The organism is Paenibacillus sp. FSL R5-0908, from assembly GCF_038006245.1.
GTDB lineage: Bacteria > Bacillota > Bacilli > Paenibacillales > Paenibacillaceae > Paenibacillus_AQ > Paenibacillus_AQ odorifer.
On the sequence record NZ_JBBOUV010000001.1, the window covers coordinates 2208305 to 2231579 of the forward strand.

General features: G+C 45.4%; 15 protein-coding genes. 9 read left to right on the forward strand and 6 right to left on the reverse strand.

Annotation, left to right across the window (positions count from 1 at the left end; translation table 11 throughout):
• Positions 1 to 28 precede the first annotated feature (28 nt).
• From MKZ09_RS09570 to MKZ09_RS09590, 5 genes are all read left to right on the forward strand, one after another.
• Entirely contained in the window at positions 29 to 1342 is a 1314-nt protein-coding gene (locus MKZ09_RS09570; RefSeq protein ID WP_036684375.1) for a sugar ABC transporter permease, read from the forward strand.
• A complete protein-coding gene (locus MKZ09_RS09575) occupies positions 1339 to 2181 on the forward strand; it encodes a sugar ABC transporter permease (RefSeq protein WP_036684372.1) in 843 nt (280 codons plus the stop codon). The genes MKZ09_RS09570 and MKZ09_RS09575 overlap by 4 nt, the downstream gene beginning before the upstream one ends.
• Before the next feature lie 97 nt (positions 2182 to 2278).
• Entirely contained in the window at positions 2279 to 4333 is a 2055-nt protein-coding gene (locus tag MKZ09_RS09580; protein ID WP_081389020.1) for a methyl-accepting chemotaxis protein, read from the forward strand.
• Positions 4334 to 4500: 167 nt separating this feature from the next.
• Entirely contained in the window at positions 4501 to 5418 is a 918-nt protein-coding gene (locus tag MKZ09_RS09585) for an AraC family transcriptional regulator (protein WP_076206358.1), read from the forward strand.
• Between the two features lie 118 nt (positions 5419 to 5536).
• Entirely contained in the window at positions 5537 to 7042 is a 1506-nt protein-coding gene (locus tag MKZ09_RS09590) for an alpha-glucosidase/alpha-galactosidase (RefSeq protein ID WP_076135854.1), read from the forward strand.
• Between the two features lie 1220 nt (positions 7043 to 8262).
• On the opposite strand, the gene yhbH is transcribed toward MKZ09_RS09590, so the two are convergent.
• The 4 genes from yhbH to MKZ09_RS09610 form a co-directional block, all read right to left on the reverse strand.
• Complete coding sequence (gene yhbH / locus MKZ09_RS09595; RefSeq protein WP_076208722.1) at positions 8263 to 9426, reverse strand: sporulation protein YhbH; 1164 nt, start codon at positions 9424 to 9426, stop codon at positions 8263 to 8265.
• 173 nt (positions 9427 to 9599) lie between these two features.
• The gene (locus MKZ09_RS09600; RefSeq protein WP_076208720.1) at positions 9600 to 11285 is read right to left on the reverse strand and encodes a DUF11 domain-containing protein; all 1686 of its coding nucleotides are present in this window, start codon (positions 11283 to 11285) and stop codon (positions 9600 to 9602) included.
• The gene (locus MKZ09_RS09605) at positions 11282 to 18019 is read right to left on the reverse strand and encodes a DUF7507 domain-containing protein (protein ID WP_143767409.1); all 6738 of its coding nucleotides are present in this window, start codon (positions 18017 to 18019) and stop codon (positions 11282 to 11284) included. Before MKZ09_RS09605 ends, MKZ09_RS09600 begins: the two co-directional genes overlap by 4 nt.
• 118 nt (positions 18020 to 18137) lie before the next feature.
• Entirely contained in the window at positions 18138 to 18782 is a 645-nt protein-coding gene (locus MKZ09_RS09610) for a methyltransferase domain-containing protein (RefSeq protein WP_076208719.1), read from the reverse strand.
• Positions 18783 to 18982: 200 nt separating this feature from the next.
• Between MKZ09_RS09610 and MKZ09_RS09615 the strand changes: the two genes are divergently transcribed.
• A complete protein-coding gene (locus tag MKZ09_RS09615; protein ID WP_076135849.1) occupies positions 18983 to 19471 on the forward strand; it encodes a hypothetical protein in 489 nt (162 codons plus the stop codon).
• A gap of 783 nt (positions 19472 to 20254) precedes the next feature.
• On the opposite strand, the gene MKZ09_RS09620 is transcribed toward MKZ09_RS09615, so the two are convergent.
• Positions 20255 to 20716, reverse strand: coding sequence for a hypothetical protein (locus MKZ09_RS09620; RefSeq protein ID WP_076124771.1), 462 nt, complete (start codon positions 20714 to 20716; stop codon positions 20255 to 20257).
• Positions 20717 to 20886: 170 nt separating this feature from the next.
• On the opposite strand from MKZ09_RS09620, the gene MKZ09_RS09625 reads away from it, so the two are divergent.
• Positions 20887 to 21270 carry a DUF423 domain-containing protein gene (locus MKZ09_RS09625; protein WP_036684358.1) on the forward strand — a complete coding sequence of 128 codons (384 nt, stop codon included), beginning with the start codon at positions 20887 to 20889 and terminating at the stop codon, positions 21268 to 21270.
• Positions 21271 to 21346: 76 nt separating this feature from the next.
• On the opposite strand, the gene MKZ09_RS09630 is transcribed toward MKZ09_RS09625, so the two are convergent.
• Positions 21347 to 21874, reverse strand: coding sequence for a hypothetical protein (locus MKZ09_RS09630; RefSeq protein ID WP_076135847.1), 528 nt, complete (start codon positions 21872 to 21874; stop codon positions 21347 to 21349).
• Positions 21875 to 22088: 214 nt separating this feature from the next.
• Here MKZ09_RS09630 and MKZ09_RS09635 point away from each other — a divergent pair, with 214 nt between their 5' ends.
• Together MKZ09_RS09635 and MKZ09_RS09640 are read left to right on the forward strand one after the other, a co-directional pair.
• Complete coding sequence (locus MKZ09_RS09635) at positions 22089 to 22391, forward strand: YunC family protein (protein WP_036684352.1); 303 nt, start codon at positions 22089 to 22091, stop codon at positions 22389 to 22391.
• A 239-nt stretch (positions 22392 to 22630) separates the two neighbouring features.
• Positions 22631 to 23092: a Dps family protein gene (locus MKZ09_RS09640; protein WP_076135846.1), complete on the forward strand. Its 462-nt coding sequence runs from the start codon at positions 22631 to 22633 to the stop codon at positions 23090 to 23092.
• Positions 23093 to 23275 lie beyond the last annotated feature (183 nt).

Sequence of the window (23275 nt, forward strand, 5' to 3'; positions counted from 1 at the left end):
TTCACTCGGAGAGGAGAACGGAAGCGAAATGCAACGACATCGCACGAGGGCCGCAATACTGTCGACGATTTTTATGGGATTGGGACAAATATATAACCGCCAATTCGTCAAAGGAATATTATATTTAGCCGTAGAAGCTGTAGCCGTTTTTTATTTTATTGAGAACCTTGCCAACTCTTTATGGGGCATCGTAACACTAGGAGAGAATCCGAGTCGTCTGGTTAAAGTGAAGGGGATCGCCAAGATGGTTACCGGTGATCACTCGATTTATATTATGATCCAAAGCTTGATCACCATCCTTATTCTTATTCTATTGATTATCGCGTGGTATTTGAATATCAGAGATGCTTACAAGATTGGAGAAAAACGTGATAACGGTCTTCAGGCAAACACTTTTAAACAAAGTGTTCGTTATATCCTGGATTACAAGTTTGCTCAAGCGTTTCTAGTCTTGCCGGGCATTGGTGTTCTATTCTTTACGATTATGCCAATTATCTTCATGATCCTGTTGGCCTTTACGAACTATTCCGCACCTGATCATCTTCCACCCGCCAAATTGGTGGACTGGGTTGGATTTCAGACCTTTCGTAATTTATTGGTCCTTAAGACATGGAGCCACACTTTTTATGGTGTATTAACATGGACAATTATATGGGCAGTTCTTTCAACCATTACTACATACTTCGGAGGACTGTTGGTCGCTTTGCTGGTGAGTCAGAAGGGCATTCGCTTCAAAGGAATGTGGAGAGTAATTCTGATTGTGCCTTACGCTGTGCCACAGTTAATCTCGCTTCTGCTCATGCGTAACTTATTTAACGGTCAATTCGGGCCTATCAATCAATACATGGGGTATTTTGGATTGGATGGATTACCGTGGCTGACTGACCCATTCTGGGCTAAGGTTACCGTAATTATCGTTAATATGTGGGTAGGTATTCCTGTTTCTATGCTGCTTATCATGGGCGTTCTGACTACTATCCCACGGGATATGTATGAAGCTGCTGAGGTGGATGGAGCATCGGGTTATCAGAAGTTCCGTATCGTAACGTTGCCGATGGTATTGTTCTCCACAGCACCAACCCTGATTACGCAGTTTGCAGGTAACATCAACAACTTTAACGCAATCTTCCTATTAACTGGGGGTAGTCCGGTAAATGGTGACTATCAATATGCCGGTTCTACGGACTTGCTAGTAACCTGGTTATACAAATTAACGCTAGATCAGAATAAAAACAACATGGCTTCGGCAATAGGGATTATTATCTTTATCATTGTCGCTTCATTCTCCCTGTACAATTACCGCCGGACAAAGTCATTTAAAGAGGAGGATATGATCCAATGAGCAGAAAAGTCGCGAACATTATTCGCTTAGCAGGTAGTTATATTATCTTGATTGCTTTGTCGATAGCTGCACTCTATCCTGCCCTTTGGATTCTTTTAGCTTCTTTCCGACCTGGTAAATCATTGTACAGCAAAACGTTTATTCCCGAGCAATTCACTTTATCACATTACAGAGAATTGTTCACATCACCCAGCTATATGTTTGGGACTTGGTATGCCAATACCTTGAAAATAGCTGTGTTCTCGATGCTTATCGGGGTAGTTCTTACTTTGTTAACCAGTTATGCCGTATCCAGATTCCGGTTTAAAGCGCGTAAAACAGCGTTATCTACCGTATTGATTCTTGGTATGTTCCCTGGTTTTATGAGTATGATCGCTATTTATATGCTGCTTAAAGAGTTTAATTTGCTGGATACACATATTGCGTTAATTATCGTTTATGCGGCTGGGGCGCCGCTGGGGGGGACCTTTATCGCCAAAGGGTTCCTCGATACGATACCTCGTTCCTTGGATGAGGCCGCTCGTATTGACGGGGCGAGCAATTTCGGAATATTTATGCGAATCATCTTACCTTTGTCACGTCCTATGATCACATATATGGCGCTGACTCAGTTTGTTGGACCGTGGGTAGACTTCATTTTTGCGAGACTCATTCTGCGGACTAAGGAGAACTGGACAGTCGCAGTGGGGATGTGGGATATGGTTAACACCAATCAAAACACTAACTTTACCTTGTTCTCTGCGGGTGCGGTTTTGATCTCCATTCCAATTATGATTTTGTTTGTATTCTTGCAACGTCTGCTAGTAGATGGCTTGACAGCAGGAGCTAGTAAGGGGTAAACCCATTCGCTCGCTTCATGCTAATAAATAATCAGGGTACAGCCTTTATACAGAAATGGAGGGCTGTACCCTTATTTCGTCATGGGGAGTGAACTTAATGAAAAAATCCTGGACTCTATATTTTAAATCTGTTGGGGTTAAACTGTTTGTTATTTTATTTAGTTCTATAGTTCTCTTATCCTCCGTGCTAGGATTGACTTCCTATTTTGCCGCTAAAAATATCATTACGAATGAGGTTGCTGCAGCCTCCACACAATCTGTAGTTCAGGCAGCGGACAAGCTGGATTTTGTGCTGGCAGAGTATGAGGCGCTATCTAGACAGTTTGCACTCGACTCTGTATTAAAGGGTGATTTAGAAAAAATAAATAGTGGCGAGCTTACAACTGTGGCCAAAGCCGGTGCTGAAGATCGGATTCGCAGAAAGCTGGATTTGGTAAAAGGGTCGGATGAGCGGATGTATGGCGTCAGGCTGGTATCCAAGAGCTTGGTAGAATCAGAATCTTATAAATCTACCGGTATAAGTGGGATTCGTAGTGATGAAGGCATTTCCGCAAGATTAGAGCAAATTGCCGCAGCTAAAGGAGAGCCAGTCTGGTTTCCCGTTCGTGAGAAAGGCTTTTTTGATGCTTATACTGAGCCATCCTTAACTATGGGGAGATTGCTGCGTAATCTTTTACATCCCGAAGCGGAGTATTACATGCTAATCGAAGTGAAAGGGAAGGCCATGACTGAAATGCTGTCTAACCTTCAGATTGGGATGACCGGTGAAATTCGTATCTTGAGTGCAGATGGCAGCATTGTGTATGGTGCGGATCATGCCAAGCTGGGTCAACCCTCTTACATAAAAGTTTCAGAAGAACAAGGGAAAGAGCAAAATCATTCATTTACAGCGGAGGATGAGAACGGAAGTCCTCAGCTTGTTGTATACCAGCCCTTGGCGACTGCCAAGTGGATGCTTATGGGGTATGCTCCTGTTAGTGATTTTACCAAGTCTGCGGACAAGCTTTTATATATCACATTTTCTGTGGTGCTGGCGGCAGCCTTAATAGCACTGCTAATTGGTTATATTCTTGTTCGTTTGGTAGGGCGTCCGCTGGGTAAGCTGGCAGTCTTGATGGAAGAAGGAGAGCGTGGGAACCTACAGGTGCGAACCCATTTTAAGGGCAAGGACGAGATTGGCCGCTTGGGTCACAGCTTTAATAAAATGATGGAACAGATCTCCTTGCTTGCAAGGCAGAGCGGGAAATCGGCAGATGAGGTTCTCCTTACCTCGGAACAATTAGTGCAAGCATCAGGTACAATCTCCCTCCATGCCAGAGAGGTTGCGACCGCTACAGGTGAGATTGCAGTGGGGTCAGCCAGCCTCGCTGTTGAAGCCGAACGCAGTTATCACAATGTTGAGATTATCGGCAGCAAAATGAGTGAAGTGACGGAAATAAATACAGTCATGGACCATTCAGCAGAACGGGTCATTGAGGTTAGTAATCAAGGTACAGAGCTGATGAAGCTGCTGGTAGAGCAGAGTGAGTCTACGGTAGAGATGATCAATCGAATTCAAGATAATTCTACTAAGCTCAGAGAAAGCACCCATTTAATTCGCAGTATACTCAGCCCTATGATTGCTGTGAATAAGCAAACTAATATTTTGGCGCTAAATGCTACCATAGAAGCAGTTAGAGCAGGTGCGGCAGGTAGAGGGTTCATAGTGATTGCTGATGAAATCAGGCAGCTCGCTAACCAGTCGAATGAATCGATTCAATCGGTCTCCAAGATCACGGAAGAGATTGGTCTACATATCGAGAACACTGTTAAGGATATCAATGAAGCCGCTCCTAAGTTCCGTGAACAAATCTCTTCTGTAAGAGAGTCGTCAACGATATTCGCGAGTGTCAAAGAGGAAATGGAACATTTCATGAGACATATTAGTGAATCTTCTGCTTCTGTCCTCGAACTGATTGAGTTCCAGCGTCAACTCGGTGAATCCATGGCCAGCGTAAGCTCCATCGTCCAGCAAACCACTGCTTCGACGGAGGAGGTAGCTTCTATGTCATCTCAGCAATTCACGGTTAGTGAGGAATTGGTTGCCTTATCGGAAAAGCTGGAGGGTTTGGCCGCAGATCTCAAGCACTCTTTGGTTTCTTTTCAAGTATGACAATAATACTCTAATAGAGACGAGCAATTTTCCAATATAATGGAGAGCTGCTCGTTTTTGTTGATTTGATCGCTATCGGACGTTATCTTGTCTTCGAAGTGGCTAAAGGGATACACTTGTATTAAGTAATAAATGAAGAAAGTAGTGATCCATTGACGAACTTAAATCTGAGTCCTAGCGGGAGTCTTTTTCAGCAGGTTTTAATCGAGGGAGATTATAGTCCTCATTTTTTTGCTTACTATTATAAACAGTGGAATAACTACAATATGTCTTACCATCAGCATAATTCAACGGAAATCATGTATTTGATCTCAGGAAGTTGTATCGTGGATGTCCGTCCAAGCTCAGGAGGAGAAGAGAGAGTTCGGCTGAAGCGGGGAGAATTGATCATCCTAGACGCGAATGTTCCGCATAGGCTGATTGTTGAAGAGGGGGCACCTTGTCGGATGCTAAATGTGGAATTTGGCTTCATGGAATATAGAGGGGTTGCACCCTCTATCGGCAAGCTTGCCCGTGAAGAAGCGACGCTCGCAGAAATGCTGCAGCTTCCTTTTTCCAGTTTAGTAATGCCTGATCCGGAGGAAATCTATCATGTTTTAAAGGGACTTGTGTTAGAGCTTGATCAGAGCGGCGGGAAAGGGGGGAGTATGGTTGATTTATTATTTTGTGAGCTTCTTTTGCGATTATCCAGACTTCGGCAAGAGCAGCTTCATACCAGCCAACAGCCCTCGCAGCTTTATGTGCGCCGGAGCATCGAATTCCTGCATCAGAACTATGACCAGAACATTCAGGTTAAGGACATCGCTGCCGCAGTTAATCTGCATCCCGGATATTTGCATCGAATTTTTAAGAGCCATACGGGTCGGACACTCAGCGATTACTTAAATATGCTGCGAATGGAGAAAGCGAAGATGCTGCTTGGGCAGAGCGACATCCCGATTGCTGAAATTGCAGATTACGTAGGAATTAGCAGCAGGCAATATTTTCACCTCCTTTTTAAAAAATACGCCGATTGCACGCCTGTAGAATTCCGCAATTCCATTGAGCGTCACGCCTGGAGTTATGAAGAGCATGATTTTCAATAGATAGGTTAGGATTTTTGACACCTTATTTCAAAAGAGGTCATGATATTGGTTACGCTTTCCTCAGGTCCCTTGCTACAATGGACAGGAACAACCAATTCATTACCGGAGGATGATAACCATGTCATTTAAAGTGTCTTTTATAGGGGCAGGCAGCATTGGATTTACCCGTGGATTGTTGCGGGACTTACTAACTGTACCGGAATTTAAAAATATCGAAGTCTCATTTATGGATATTAACAGCCACAATCTGGAGATGGTCACGGAGCTATGCCAGCGTGATATTAAGGAGAATGGTTTAAATATACAAATTCAGGCGACAACGGATCGCAGAGAAGCGCTGAAGGATGCCAAGTACGTATTTTGTACTATTCGGATGGGTGGGCTTGAAGCCTTTGCTACGGATGTGGACATTCCCTTAAAATACGGAGTCGATCAGTGTGTGGGAGATACTCTATGTGCGGGTGGCATCATGTACGGGCAACGCGGAATTGCGGAGATGCTGAATATTTGCCGTGATATTAGGGAGATGGCAGCACCGGATGTGCTTTTGCTTAACTATTCGAACCCGATGGCTATGCTGACGTGGGCCTGCAATAAATATGGTGGGGTTCGGACCATTGGTCTATGTCATGGTGTACAGCATGGGCATCAGCAAATTGCAGACGTGTATGGTCTTAAGAAATCCGAAGTTGATATTATCTGTGCGGGCATCAATCACCAGACCTGGTATATTTCCGCAAGTCATGAGGGGAAGGATCTGACCGGAGGTCTTTTAGAGGCTTTTGAGAAACATCCGGAATTCAGCCGTACGGAAAAAGTGCGGATCGATATGCTACGTCGTTTTGGCTACTATAGTACAGAATCCAATGGACACTTAAGTGAGTACGTGCCTTGGTACCGTAAACGCAGTGATGAAATTATGGATTGGATCGATCTGGGGAGCTGGATTAACGGCGAGACTGGCGGTTATCTGCGTGTCTGCACGGAAGGCCGGAATTGGTTCGAGACCGATTTCCCCAACTGGATGAAAGACCCGGCATTGGAGTATACGAAGGAGAATCGCGGGGAAGAGCACGGCTCTTATATTATAGAAGGGTTGGAAACGGGACGAGTGTACCGGGGGCACTTTAATACAGTGAACAATGGCGTAATCTCTAATTTACCAGAGGACGCCATTATCGAAGCACCGGGATATGTGGACCGGAACGGGATCTCCATGCCGCTGGTAGGCGAATTGCCGCTTGGGCCTGCCGCCGTTTGCAACGTCAGTATTTCAGTGCAACGTCTGGCGGTTGAGGCAGCTGTACACGGCGATGATAAGCTGTTACGTCAGGCATTTATGATGGACCCACTCGTTGGTGCCGTATGTAATCCAAAAGAAATCTGGCAGATGGTCGATGAGATGCTCGTCGCAGGGGAACAGTGGCTGCCTCAATACAGCGAAGCTATTGCTAAAGCCAAGGAGCGGTTGGCTTCAGGAGAGCTTATCCCAACGAACGCTAACAACGAGGGCGCTGCTCGCCTGAAGGTGAAGACGGTGGATGAGATGATGCAGGACCGGGAAGCAGCGAACAAAAATGCTGGTGAGTCTGATAAAGGCAAGGATAGAGAGAAGGTTCATTAGGGTGTAGCGGTGAACGTTTTTTAACTATAAATAACCTCCACATTCCAGAGTTTGGGGTTGGAGGTTATTTTTATGATGGGAATCTAAGCGGGGAAAAACAAAACAGCAGTCATAGCTTACGAAAACAAGCTGACATGGTTGGGGAGTACAAGTTTATCGGGCGGATCCAAATTGTGAAATTAGGTTTATAGTAGGAGTTATTATGTAACTGAAATAAGAAAGGTAGTTTAATTTCACTGGCTTATTTTTTAATCTATACCGTAGCGCAGAGCGCTACAGTAATTCCACACAGTTGCCCGAATTGGATTTCCAGCGCATCCCCTGATCTTTCGGACCCAGATGACACTATTCGTCCCTCCCCCGATACTTGCGGATCCAGATGATACTATTCGTCCATTCCCCGATACTTACGGACTTAGATGGGCAATTTGCCCCTCCGCCGATACTTTCGGACCCAGATGACACTATTTAGCAATTTATCGCCTTTGGAGCATGATTTCGGACCCCAGTGCAGCTATTGCTCAGAATGAGGCTCGTTTTTGGTGTTTTTCATGGCTATAGCGGCTATGGGGTCCGATAGCAAGCCAAATATGCGATAAAGCTACGTATAAGGTCATCTGTGTCCGGAAGCGCCGAGCCCCCAGTAATCCCACAGTTGCCCGAATCGGACCCAGATGACACTATTCGTCCCTCCCCGATGCTTGCGGATCCAGATGATACTATTCGTCCATTCCCCGATACTTAGATGGGCAATTTGCCCCTCCGCTGATACTTACGGACCCAGAGGACACTATTTAGCAATTTATCGCCTTTGGAGCATGATTTCGGACCCCAGTGCAGCTATTGCTCAGAATGAGGCTCGTTTTTGGTGTTTTTCGTGCTAATAGTAGCTATGGGGTCCGATAGCAAGCCAAATATGCGATAAAGCTACGTATAAGGTCATCTGTGTCCGGAAGCGCCGAGCCCCCAGTAATCCCAAAGTTGCCCTAAATACTATTCTGACGCATCTCCTGATCTTACGGACCCAGATGACGCAATTCGTCCATCCCCCGATACTTGCGGACTTAGATGGGCAATTCGTCCATCCCCCGATACTTGCGAACTTAGATGACGCTATTTACGAAGTTTGTTGTTTTGCTCAAGAAGGTGAGACGCCAAAAACGCGGATGTTCCATCAGCCATTTTTGGCTTTGGGGACACCCGCGTTTTGGAGTGGGGGATTAAGAATTAACCGTACCCTTTGGACTAAAGAAAGTCTTCAGCGCCTGATACACTTCTTTTTTGTCTTTAATGACGTAATGCATGAATTGTTCATGTTTCAGATGGCGATAAGCTGACATCAAGGTACTGCTTCGATTGTATTGGTTCACCTCACCGTAGCCGAACATATTGCTTCGTTTCAGCAGTTCTCCGATCAGCTTCACGCAACGTTCGTTGTCGGAGGTGAGATTATCACCATCAGAGAAGTGAAATGGATAAATGTTGTACTGCGCAGGCGGGTAGCGGCTATCGATAATTTCAATCGCTCGCTGATATGCCGAGGAACAAATCGTTCCCCCGCTTTCGCCACGGGTGAAGAAATCATGCTCACTGACTTCCTTAGCCTCCGTATGGTGGGCGAGAAAGACAATCTCTACCTTCTCATACTGACGGCGCAGAAAACGGGTCATCCAGAAGAAGAAGCTGCGGGCGCAGTATTTTTCAAATGAACCCATCGAACCTGAAGTATCCATCATCGCAATAATGACCGCATTGGAATGAGGTGTTCTTATATCATCCCATGTTTTGTAGCGCAGATCATCTGGGCTGATACAGTGTATGCCGGGATTTCCGCTGCTTGCATTGCGTCGAAGATTTTCCAGCAGCGTACGTTTTTTATCGATGTTGGACATCATCCCTTTTTTACGAATATCGTTAAAAATAATGGATTTGACCTCGATCTCTTCCTTATTCTTAGGCTTCAGATGAGGCAATTCCATATCCTGAAAGAGAATGTCCTCCAGGTCTTCCAGGTTGACCTCTGCTTCCACGGTGTCTTGACCGGGCTGATCGCCTGCTTTTTCTCCTTTACCGGGCTGTGCCGATTGTGAATCGCGCCCAAGCACATCGCCGACCTGACTTTCCCCGTCCCCCTGACCTACATGCTTCTGTTTACGAAAGTTATAAATAATCCGGTATTCATCCAGACTGCGAATCGGAACCTTCACAATCTGCTTACCGCCTGACAAAATAATATTTTCTTCGGTAACGAGGTCAGGTAAATTATCCTTGATGGCTTCTCTGACCTTTTGCTGATGGCGTTCCTGATCCTGATGACCTTTACGATGAAGGGACCAGTCTTCTTTTGAGACTACGAAGGAAAAGGGACCGGATGATTGCGACAGGATGACCACCTCCCATGGAATATGAATGTTGATTGAGGGAATTTTTTGAAAAGTATATATTTGGATCCCCCGCAAAGCACCTGAGTACGCATAGAAAGCAAAGCCTCACTTTGTGGGGATGTTTTGGGGTTGTAACTAAAGTATATTCATGGGGATGAGGGATATGTGATTTCTTATTCACTGATCTCATCTACGGTCAACACAAAACTGTTAGATTGGCTTTCGCCAGAGTAGTTACGTCCATCCATATTGAAAGAGTATTGAGCATTTACGGAGCCCCTAAGGAAACGACCCATTACCTGTTCACTCACCTGGATAAAATAATGAATGTTAACCATAGATGCAGCATTAACTATTCCCAGCGGCAAGGTGCCGGTAAATGAAGATTGTGGATTCGGAACTCCATCAATTACAATGCTGTTGGGATCAAGAAAACATTTTTCCGGGGTTAGACGATTCAGAGATATTTCCGCAGGCCAATTTCCGTTATTGGTTAGTGAGATCCAGCATTGGACTCGCTCACCTGCTTCTACAATAGTTGGTTTTGCATGGACTACCAGTGAAATGACAGGTGTGACTACTAGGGTGGTAACTGTATTGGAACGAGAGGTTTGTCGTACGGTCCGTCCGTCTGGAAGCACAAAGGTATACTGAACGCTAGCATGGTTTTGTACGGCTGCGATTTCATGAATGTTAATGGCTGCAGGTATACTCACTTGAAAAACTACTACGGCTGTAGTTCCGCCTCTTAAAGTACCTAGCTGGATGCCTTCTGCTGGTCGTGCACCTTTTTGCAACACTCCATTTAAGAGAACACTATCCCATACGAAAAGAGTACCTGAAGGTATAGCATCTGTTAGGACTGCATTTACGGCCAGATTCCCGTTGTTCGTTACTGTAAGCTCGTATCTCAAATTGTCGCCCGGTGCTGCTGTAACATGATCCACTTTTTTACTAATGGTGACTCCCGCTTGGACAAGTGAGATAACCGCATTGTTACTTTCAATTGTAATAGGATCCTCATCGACTGAATAGGTGACAACCGCGCTATTGGTTAAGCTTGAGGAAGGAGGAATCTCTGTTACTCGGACACGAAAAGTAATATCTACACTCAAGTTTGTCTCCAGCGAGCCGAGTAATATACCCTGCAGCGGATCTGAATCAGGGTTATAAATCCCGCCCGCGATGACACTCCCCGGTATAAACACCGCCCCGTCCGGAATAGAAATTATTGCGTTGATTTGAGTTAAAAGGCTGTTGCCTTCATTCGTAAGCCGCAAGGTATAAGTTACTACATCCCCTATAAAAGAAGTCGGAGTACTTGCAGACAAAGAGGTCGAGAGCTGGTAGGAGCGTAAAGAAACCTGTACGGAATTTGAAAATAGATCTCCTTTAACGATTCTTCCCTCCGGTGTGGAAAAAGAAAACCGGCCTAGCGCTTTATTTTGCAGCACTAGGGAAGACGGCAGGGAAATGATGACGACTTGAAAGGCGATGCTCACTTGATTCTGCGGTGCAATAGAACCAAGGGGGATGCCTGAAGACGGTGTTGCCCCCGGAAGAGGCACACCGTCTCTGAGCACACTGTTGGAAATAAAGGATACACCTTCTGGAAGAATGTCAAACACCGTCAATAAAGCATCTGTATTTCCATTATTACTGGCTGTAATGGTATACACCAAAGTGTCGCCTAAAGAGGCGTGGAGTTTATCTGTACTCTTCAGCAATGAAAGCACGGGGCCCACGACCGGGGTGTTAACGGTGTTGGAGTAGACAATTCCGTCAACACCCGCTGCCGAGTTGAAGAGTACCATGGATTGATTGGTTACGACAGGTTGGGTACGTGAGCCGGGAATCATAATGCTACTACCTGAACCTGGAAGGTAATGGTTGAAGAGGCACCTGCAGCAATTGTACCAATTGCGATTCCCGAAGCCGGGCTGCCACTAGGACGTGGAGCTCCATCTACGGTAATGCTTCCCGTTACGAACTGGCTGCCAGCTGGGATAGGGTCAACCATGATGACGTTATTGACTGGTGAAATCCCTAAGTTGGTGACAACAATCGTATAGGTGATGATATCGCCAACAACCGCATCAATAGAAGTAGTGCTCTTAACCACACTTACGTCCGGTGAAGATACAGGGATAATAAGGACGTTTGAGACAGAGGAGCCCGTGAGTGAACGTCCATCTGGCGGTGTGAATGTGAAATTTGCTGTAGCTTGATTGACCAATTGCTGTGGTGAAGGCAGGGACGCAATAGTAACCTGTAAGGTAATCGTCACTGTTACTGTGCTTCCTGGAGCTAACGCCCCAATGCTTAAACCAGTAGACGGATCTGATCCTGGTTGTGGTACCCCATTCACGAGCACGCTGTTTGGAACAAAGACAGCTCCGTTAGGGATGGTATCGGTGATAACTACATTTGCTATGAGGTTACCAGTATTCGTTACATTTAAGGAATAAGTAATCGTATCTCCGACAGTTGCGGCGGTTCTGTCCGCCCCTTTGACAACTACAATGATAGGTTGATATACCGGAACAACAAGTGTATTTGAGAATGAAGATCCTGAGAATGCACCAGAGGTGAAACTGACGGAAGCTTGATTACTAAGCGTTGCAGGATTAGGCAGCACATTGACAATCGTGTTGAACGAAACTTGGAAAGATGCTCCCGGTGCAAGAGTACCGAGCGAGATCCCGTTCGCTGGGTTGGCGCTAGGGCGTGGAGTGCCATCAACGGTCACACTGCCAGTGACAAAGCTAGAGCCCGCAGGTATTGGATCACTGAGGTTAACGTTACTGATATTTGCTATTCCGCTGTTGGTAACAGTGAGGTTATAAGTGATGGTATCGCCAACAACGGCATCGGTAGCTGTCGAAGATTTAGTGACGATAACGTTCGGTGAGGATACTGAAATTGTTGTTGTATTGGAATTGATCGAATTGTTAAATGTCCGCCCGTCTGGAAGTGTGTATGCAAACGCTACGGAAGCTTGATTGAGCAGCTGTTGGCTTGCCGGCAATGTTGTGATAAGCACTGAGAACATTACAGACAGGCTTCCATTCGCGGAGATTACCCCCAGTGGGATGCCAGCAGCCGGATCTGCTCCTGGTGCAGGAGCGCCTTGAATGAGTACACTGTTTGGAATAAAGGTTGTGCCCGCAGGAATGGTATCACTCAGGGTTGCTAAAGCTCCATAGTTACCTGTGTTGGTCACATTTATAGTGTAAGTAATCGTATCCCCAACGGTAGCATTGACTGAATTAGAGCTTTTTGCTGCTGCAAGGATAGGTAGATAGACAGGCGTCGTGACGATATTTGAGAAGGCTACATTTGAGACAACACCTGAGGTGAAGCTGACTGTTGACTGATTATTTAACAATCCGGTAGGCGGCAGTGAAACTACATTTACGGTAAAAGCAACAGTTACGGTTACACCAGGAGCTATGCTGCCTAGGGTTACTCCAGTAGCTGGGCTGACTCCTGTACGAGGCACACCGTCCACTAGCACGCTGCCTGTCACAAAGGTGGTACCGGCAGGAAGTGCGTCTGTGAAGACCACATTATTTACAGTGGCAATACCGTTATTAGTTAAAGCTATGGAATAAGTGATAGTGTCACCGACTGTAGTTGATGTTGTGGTTGTAGTTTTAACTACAGCAATATTAGGTGAGGAGACCGGAATAGTGACGGTGTTAGAAAGTGCAGACCCATTAAGTGTACGCCCGTCGGGTAAGGTGAAGCTGTATGCTGCGGTTCCTTGATTGACCAGTTGCTGAGGACTAGGCAATGAAGTGATGTCAACCGTGAAAATAACTACGGTCGTTCCTCCAGGCTGTATTATTCCAGCTGCAATTCTGGTGGAAGGATCCGCTTGCGCTAAAGGGAGTCCATTGATGAGCACGCTATTCGGAACGAAGGTGGTACCTGCGGGAATATTATCAGTCAGCGTTAAATTAGCAGCATAGTTTCCAGTGTTACTCACTGTTAGTTTGTAGCTAACGGCATCGCCAACCGTAGCATTGGCTGTGCTAGCACTCTTGACTACGGCAATGTTCGGCTGGAACACAGGGACAGTAACGGTATTGGAAAAAGTGGAGCTTGAAATAACGCCAGAAGTGAAGGTAACGGATGCCTGATTGATGAGTGAAGCTGTAGGAGGGACAGAGGTGACGGTAACACTGTAAGTAACCAGCGCTGATGCACCGGCTGCTAGAGTGCCGATAGATATCCCCGAAGCAGGACTCAAGTTCGGGAATGGAACTCCGTTGACAGACACGCTGCCTGTTACAAAAGTACTTCCTACCGGTGTAGGATCATTGAGCAAGACGCTAGTAACAGATTCTATACCATTATTAGTTAAATTGACGTTGTAAGTGACCGTTTCACCAACAGCAACTGAGGTTGATGTGGTGCTCTTGGTAACGACAATGTTAGGTGCAGAGACTTGTAATGTTACAGTGTTAGACACAGCAGTCCCAGATAACGGTCTACCGTCAGGTGGAGTAAAGGTAAAGCTTGCTGAAGCCTGATTACTAATCTGCTGCGGTGTGGGTAGGGAGATGATATCAACGGTGAAGCTGACTGCAATACTGGCACCAGGAGCGACATTTCCTACAGCTATCCCTGTATCTGGGGCTGATCCGGGTTGAGGCATACCACCTACAATGACACTATTAGGAACAAAAACTGTACCTGCTGGAATGTTATCAGTTAGCGTAAGATTTGCTGCCAGATTACCTGTGTTGCTAACAAGCACTGTGTAGATGACAGAATCACCGACGACCAGAGCATCGAAATCGCCGTCTCCATCAGCGGCACTTTTTACTAAGGAGATTTGGGGCTGAATAACTGGTGTAGTTGTGATATTAGATGAAGAAGAACCGGAGAATACACCGGATGTAAAACTGACAGACGACTGATTGTTAATCTGTGATGGTATCGGCATCGTTATCCTCACCTCGAATGTTACGGTAGCTGTGGCGCCAGGGCTCAAACTACCGATTGGAATGCCGGCGGACGGAACTGCTAGCGGCAGGGTAGTGCCACTTACAATTACGGTTCCGGGAATAAAAGCTACATTCTCAGGCAGAGGATCGCTGAGAATGATATTGCTTACTGTTGCAATACTGTTGTTGGTCAATACAGAGGTAAAGGTAAGGATATCACCAGTAACAGCAGTAGCAGCGTTTACGCTTTTTACAACACTGACGTTAGGGGCGGACACTGGGACAGAGAGCGTATTGGACACTACATTTCCTCCGAGCTGACGCCCGTCTGGAAGGGTAAAGTTATATGTCGCTGAAGCAGAGTTTAGCAATACTTGTGATGGAGGCAGGGCTGTTATCGTGACCAAAAAACTTACGGTGACACTGTCACCAGGAGCGAGCGGTCCAACTGGAATGCCAGTTGCCGGATTATATCCGGGCAAAGGTGTTCCGCCAATAATTACACTATTCGTGTCAAACACAGCTTGGGGTGGCAGGATATCAGTTACTAATAGAGTAGCTGCAATATTCCCGGTGTTGCTGATCAGGATGGAGTATGAGAGAGATCCCCCTACAGATGCCTGAGCTGCATTAGCGCTTTTGACCATACTAAGGATGGGTTGAAATACAGGTGTTACTATTGTGTTTGAGAGCGAAGAACCGATGAACGCTCCAGAGGTGAAGGAGGCGCTGGCTCTGTTTGTAAACTGTGCTGGACTTGGCAAGGAAGCGACATTCACTCTAAAAGACACCGTGACAGAGCTGCCCGCGGCGATACTTCCGATGGCTATACCTGTACTTGGGTTAGCCGCTGCTACCGTCGAACCGTTGACAGTCACACTGCCTGCTACAAATGCTCCCCCCGTAGGAATAGGGTCAGAGACAACAACGTTAGTAACAGTGACGCTGCTTGGGTTGGACACTACGACTGAATAAGTCAGATTTTCTCCAACCGCTACATTAGTTAGATTTGCAGTTTTGGTTAGTGTAATGTTTGGAGCGGAGACCGGAATGGTTAGGGTATTGGATAGACTGGTCCCGGAGAATGATCTTCCACTTGGCAATTGGTAGGTGTAACTGCTGCTGCCTTGATTATTCAGAACAGGTGGAGCAGGCAGAGATTGCACAGAGACAAGGAAAGTCACAGCAACAGCTGCCCCTGAAGCTAAAGTACCTAAGTTAATTCCTGTAAGTGGAGAGTCAGCAGGTCTAGCAACACCGTTAACAGTTACACTTCCCGAGACGAAGGTGCTTCCTGAAGGAATATTGTCGCTCAGGGTTACAGCCGCCCCGATATTTCCAGAATTCTGAACATTTAACGTATAAAGAATATTGCCGCCTACAGTTGCACTGGAAACATTCGAGCTTTTTGCAATTTGGATTACAGGCTGATATACGGGAGTTGTAGTCGTGTTTGAGACTGAAATGCCAGTAAAAGCACCCGAGCTAAAAGAGGCACTAGATTTATTCAATAGCTGAGCGGGACTTGGTAATGAGATAACGTTGACTTGAAAAGTGACTGCGACGGAGCTTCCTGGAGCGATGGTACCGACTGAAATCCCTGTTCCAGGATTAGCTGAGGGTTGTGATACACCGGCGACAGTAACACTTCCAGGGACCAGCGATGTACCCGCAGGGATGGTATCTGAGAGTGAAACGTTGGTAACTGCTGCAATTCCGTTGTTGCTGATTACTGAGGTGTAGAGCAGTATATCTCCGACAGTTACGTCGGCGAATCCAGCACTTTTGACTACAGTAACATTGGGGGTTGTAACGGGAATAGACAAAGTGTTGGACGAGGCTGAACCAGCTACCGTTCGTCCATCTGGAACTTGAAACGTATAAGCGGCGCTTGCTTGGTCAACCAGCTGCGGTGGTGAGGGAAGACTATTCACGATGACCCGAAATTGAACAGTAGAACTGCCACCGGCTGCAACTGTACCGATAGCAATCCCCGTGGCAGGGTTGCCAGCGACAGGATTTCCATTTACGGTGAAGCTGCCTGCGACATAAGAGCTGCCTGAAGGAATGTTATCCGTAAGTGTTGTTACCGCGCCGATATTTCCTGTATTCGTGATTTGAAGAGTATAGGTGATCTGATCTCCAACCGTAGCATTGGTGGTATTGGCTGATTTCACAATGTTAAGGACGGGTGAATATACAGGTAAGGTTACTGTATTAGATGGAATGACCCCGGTCATGATAGGGCCTCCGGCTACACTTTGAAATGTAAAGGCAGCATTAGCGGTATTAGCGATATTTTGCGGACTTGGTGGTAGTGAAGTAACTTTGGCTTGATATGTAACTGTTATTGAACTGCTTAATGCTAATGAGCCTAGTGAGATTCCTGTCGTAATATCAAAAGTAGGTTTAGAGACGCCAGCAACGACTACGCTTCCAGTTACAAAAGTGGATCCTGCCGGCAGCGCATCTGATAAAACGACACTTGCTGCTCCCGCTGTTCCTGTATTACTGACAGTCACCGTATAAGTTACCGTATCACCGACTATGGGGCCGGCTACATTAGCGCTTTTAGTGAGGTTTATTTTTGGAGCATTGATATCAACCTGTATGGCATTACCGTTGAGTACATAAGCATCGCCTGAGGTGGTTAATTGTAATACAGCTGAAGACTGATTGTTTATCAGCCGTGCGGAGACGTCAACATTGGTAATATCCCAGCCTTGACGACCACCGATAATATTGGTTCCTGGATTTCCATTTATTTGGTTGCGGTTTCCAAAGGTACCCGTTGTGTTTAGGTTACCTGCATCATTGTTAATTTGCGACGCAAAAAAATTGTTGGCAAAGTTATTAGGTCCCGATAAAGCAACAAGTGTAGCAGAGGTTGGACCAAATAACGCTTGATCCCCCGAACGGTTGGCATCCCCCTCCTGCGCGCTGAATAACGCTCTGCCGCCAAGCGCACCTGTAATTGGTGTTGCGAAGCCTGTGATCGTAGTTGAAACTGGGGCTGAGGTTGCCTGTACCAGTATTGCACCTGCCCGTAGGGACATATTGCGAAAAGGTAAGGCTGTATTTTGGTAGATTACGCCTAATGTCCAGCCTGCATGGTTGGCTGTGGAATCACTAGGTATAACAATCGTACCCACTACACCGCCAGTGGTGTAGGTGCCGGCGCCGCCTTGTTGGATAATGCTGGTCACGTTGGCGGAACGAACATATGCTGATGCACCACCTCCCAAATCGACTACGTTGCTCGTTGCTGAATCGGGAGTTACACTGAATGTAGTGCCGGCAGGGGTTATGAAGGAGACAGGGTTGTTAATTGCCGAACTAAGGTTTACATTTCCGTTAATATAGGTACCGCCCCAGATTAGCTCCGCATACAGTACGGTGCTGCCTGAGGGTAGGACTAGTATGGCTGCTGAACTGTTGCTTGTATAAAGACTAGTAGTTCCGCTAGGATAGGTACCAAATGTTGATGAAGTATTAACAGTAGTAAAGCCACCGATGCTGTCTAGTGTCCCTGGCACTCCGATCGTATCGGAGCGGCTAAGTCCAAGCGTGTTGCCGGTAAATGTGATAGCACCGGTCGCATTGATCGTTGCCCGTACGACTAGTGGAATGATTCTCACCTCCTTCGAGGTTGGTTATGGTCAAAAGTGAACCGTCCCATAGTAAGGACGGCACAGTTAATACCTGTATGTTAGCCTATGACACAAAATGGGTATTAGTGTATGTCCCATCTTAAAATTATAGAAAAAAATGTCTGTTTTGTGATTTGAGTCTTCGTTCGACAAGAACATGAGGTTCAGGATAATGACTTCTGCTCATCAGCTCCAGCTCCTGATCAGTGATATTGTGCTTGACTACGACAAAATGGTACATGATTTCATGCACTACATTTGCTTGGAGGGTCTTTAGTATTTCTAGTTCTTCAGTTTCGTAAAGAGGATCTTCATAAGGGTGTTGATAGAATAACTCCATCCGCAGCAAGCGATAATCGAAGGGTGGTACGGGTACAGGGTAGTCTGGAATAGCTGGGCATACTGGACCGGATGGGGGTTGGAAGAAGGATCCTGTAAAATGCCGGGGGGTATATTCGTCAAACTTCTGCTTGAAGGCAGGGTTGGACATATGGGCAAAACTGTGGGCATACGGTGCTAGAATGCAAACAACCGCTTTATGGATGCTAATTCTGTGAATTTCCGCCATGGCTGCGAATAAATTGTCCACATAAGGCAGTACACGGCTAGCCATAACAAATTCGGCGCTATTGTCAGGGAGAGGAATCTCTTGGCAAATATCACAGACAATATCTACAACAGGACCCGCGATCCGATCGATCCCGAGATAACCTGCTTCCTTATTAGATCCACAGCCGATATCGATTCTCAAGGGGCTCACTCCTTTGGGATAAATCAGGCTCACACTATTGTATTAATACCGCTGTAGCCTGCATCCGACGGATGCCTACTAGAGGCTGGAAGTTATCTAAAATTACTTCATATGAAACTTTCATAGAGTGGTTAACGTTATAAGAGTATACTTATGAAGATGACTTTGAAAATAATCGCCACATAGAGGAGGCACTCAACATGAAAAAACAACGTTCAATACCTGCCATAGCAGCGATTGCTGCCTTAACATTTGCCTTAACCGCTTGCGGTGGGAATAATTCGGCACAGACTTCAGGAGAACCGACTGCAACACCTTCTCCAACACCAACCGAGAGCGCAAGCACAGCTGAGCCTACAGAAGCTCCAAGCACTCCCGCACCCACTGAGAACCCAAGTACAGCCACACCAACCGAAAATCCGAGCACAGCTAAACCTAGTTCTACTCCAAAAGCAGAAGGTAAAACAATAAAAATGACGGCCGTTTATATCGGACAAATAGATAGTCATTCCGTTGAGATTGCGACAAAAGAAGGTCCAACCGCTTTTGAGATTTCAGCTGGAATGGAGAGTATACTTGATACTTTGAATTCAGATGATTCCGTAGTTATTGAATATGTGGAAAAAGCAGTGGAGGGCGATCCGTCCGTCAAGCAGCGTGTGCTGACAAAGCTGGCTCTAGCAAAATAATTGAATGTATTGATTTGCAAGTAGAGGGTGTCTCAGCAATCATATAGTGGTTGCTGGGACACCCTCGTATTTTTTAAACATAGTTCTTGCTCAAACAATAAACTTAGTTTGGTCGATCACAGTCCGCATACCTAGCTGCACCATTATGATCTAGCAGCCACACTATGGATCTAGCAGACCACTAACGGAACTAGTAGCCCCTATATTGGACTCAGCATCATCGGACCCAGCAGCCCTTAAACGCAGCTTTTCTCCACATTTGATTCGCTATCGGACCCCATCGCAGCTATTGCCATAAAAACCGCTCAATAGGATCCTTTTTCGATGTAATAGCGACACTGGGGTCCGAAACTGTGCTCCAAAGGCGAAAAAAACGTAAATAACGTCATCTGTGTCCGTAAGACGCGGATGAGGGATAGGATCCAGCATCATCGGAATTAGCATCATCGCAATCATTATCATCGCAATCATTATTATCGGACCCAGCAGCCCTTAAACGCAGCTTTTCCCCAGATTTGATTCGCTATCGGACCCATCGCAGCTATTGCCATAAAAACCGCTCAATAGGATCCTTTTTCGATGTAATAGCGACACTGGGGTCCGAAACTGTGCTCCAAAGGCGAAAAAAACGTAAATAACGTCATCTGTGTCCGTAAGACGCGGATGAGGATGAGGACTCCCTAATGCAGATTTTAGATTCATACATAAATAAAGGTATCCTCACAACCCGCTTAAAGTTGTTGGGATACCCTTTTTAATGAAGTTGGCATGTTTAAAAGAAGCTTAAAGCGTTCCAGCATTGACTAGGAAGGTTGTAATAAGCAGCATAAAGAGTAAGATAATAACACCATTGACTATCGTGCCAATAATGCCAAACACCTTGCGACGTTTCCGAATGGAAAGCCCAATGATGCCGATGACTACACCGATTACATTTAGAGCAGCCAGAATAATAACCGTTAATCCTAGAAGCATTATGAATTGCGAGGACTGGCTTAATAGTTCGGAATTCTCATTAACCAATGAAGAAGACTTCATTATAATAGAGATAAAGATGGCTGCATAGCCGATGATCGACACGAGACAGATAATGAATGAAGCAATACCAGGTCCAGAATGTTGAAGATCATGTTCTACTTTTTGATGCGTAGATGATAAATCAGCGCTTGGGTAATCCGGATGAGGGTTGGGATTTCCTACCTCTGCCGCAGGTACGTCTGATTTTGACAGAGAATTTAAGTCCATGGTTTGCACTCCTTGAGAGATTAGAATGAAATTGTTGTTAATATCCACTTTTTCATATTGATGCTAAAAAAGCAACCCCTGAATGAGGCGAATTTAAAAATGACTGCTGGAAATAGGAACTGGCATTACGTTATGATAGAATGAGTCTAAAATTAAGGGGGTGTAATCATTTGCAACGGAAATTTATGGCCTGGGGGGCTGTGCTAGCAATGCTGGCAGTGGGAATTGGTGCTTTCGGTGCCCATCTACTAAAACCCGTTATTAGTGAAGACTATATGAAGGTATATGAGACTGGCGTGCAGTATCACTTGGTACATGCGCTGGGGGTAATTCTCATCGCACTGGCTGTGGGCCAATGGGGCGAAAGTGCCCGATTACGTTGGGCGGGTCGATTGTTAATTGCAGGTACCATTTTGTTCTCTGGCAGTTTGTATGTTCTGAGTATCTCCGGAATTAAGGTGCTAGGAGCGATTACACCTATCGGTGGGGTATGCTTTATAATTGGCTGGTTATGCCTTGCGATAGAGGGGTTTTCACGTAAAACGTCGTCTTAGTTGTTAAGAAAAGAAAGACCAATAAGCACCCGTTCCCCAAAGAGGGAGGGTGCTTATTGGCTTGTAACGCATGCGCTTACAGAAACTCGTCGATTTCATTTAGATTAAAGCTGTACACCTGCTTCTCATCCACATGGTAGACACTTATAGAGTTGGCTGCTTCATCAAAGTTTAAAATACGACAGGGCATGGACACTTGTTTCCCGTACCGGTTCGCTCGTAAACGTACCAATTGATTATTCTGAATATACTGACGAATCTTCCCGTATGCATCAGCTGGCGTTTCAATGGCCGTTTGCTGTGCAGGCGTTTCTGCCTGTTTTTTTATCGGTGTATCCAGCTGCTTCTTCATGGATTTTGGAGGCAGCTTTAATGAAATGGGAGGAGCAGAGTTTTGATTCAAAGCAAGTTTAGCGGAGCGTAGCAAGCTGTCAATGGTTCTCCCTAATTCAAGACCGGAGTTAATGTTGAAATCTGTGATATGGTCATTATTGTTCAACATTTCGAGCAGAAATTGCAGTGCAAGCGGGTTGGTACGGGCATTAATCAGGATGTCGACGTTAAATAAATAATTGCCGTCTGTGCGTTGTAGTTTCTCGTCCATAAATCCCCCAGCTTTTCGTTTAGAACATCTCTGAATGGTTACAGGAATGTAATTAACTATAACATTAAACATGCAATATTCATATACCCAGGACTACTGGAATAGGGACTATTATACTGTATTTTATACTAGGCATAGGACTACCGTCAGCACACCCACAGCAAAATTAGCATACATATACAACGTGGATAGTGAAAAAAAGGAGGTGCTGCTATTGGTTACTATGGAGCCTATTACAGTAGGTGAACATACGCTGATCGGGGTAGAGGTTAAGCTTCCCAAAACTACACTGCTCTCCATCAGCACGAACCGAGGTTATATTATGTGCGGTGCACTGGATGTCGGTCTCCTCAATGAAACACTTAGTGATCGGCATATCATCGCGGCTCGTGCGGTGGGTGTACGGACACTTGCCCAGCTTTTAGCTGCCCCGTTGGAGTCTGTAACGATAGAAGCAGAGAGTCTTGGCATCGTACCAGGTATGACGGGTGCGGAAGCGTTACTTCTTATGGTCTGACCGGAAAATTTAACAATTCCAAACAAACGGGGCTTAGGCCCTTTTTGTTTGTGTGCAAGTATTCACATTTAAGCATAATCAGGTGTGTGTTTGCTCATGCTAGTACAAATAAAGGTGTTATGGAAGGCTTCTCCTTGTTTCGTATTACAGGTAAAAGGGTAAATTAAGAATAGACAAGTTACTACCGGACGAAGGAAATAGTAACCGGTAAATATAATGGATAAGGTAGGGATCATCTCATGGCTAAAGCATCGAATAAAGTAAATACAACTTCACTGGAACAGATCATGAATCGTCAGGTTGCTAACTTAAATGTCCTGTACGTAAAAATTCATAACTTTCATTGGTATGTCAAAGGAGAACAATTTTTCTCCCTTCATGTGAAATTTGAGGAATTATATAATGAAGTAACCCTTCAAATGGATGAAGTAGCAGAACGCTTGCTAACCATCAAAGGCAGTCCGGCAGCAACATTGAAAGAATATTTGGAATTAGCTACAATTCAAGAAGCTACAGGTAAGGAAGATACACGGGGAATGGTTCAGTCTCTGATTGAAGACTTCGCCACCATTTCTGAAGAGCTGACAGAAGGTATCGAGCTTGCCGAAGAAACTAAGGATCAGCCAACCTCAGATATGTTCATTAAAATCCGTAGTGATCTAGAGAAACACCAATGGATGCTACGTTCATTTCTTAGCTAAGCATTAAGCAGTTTGAATAAGACTTCCTGCGGGAAGTCTTATTTTTGCGTTAGTCTTATACTTAATAAAAATCTTCTCTGAGTCACAAGTGATTAGCTAAAGAGAAATTTGTAAAAAAACAAGGTTTGATATAAAATTAGTGAGAATCATTGATAATCATTGTGATTCAATTTATAATAATTA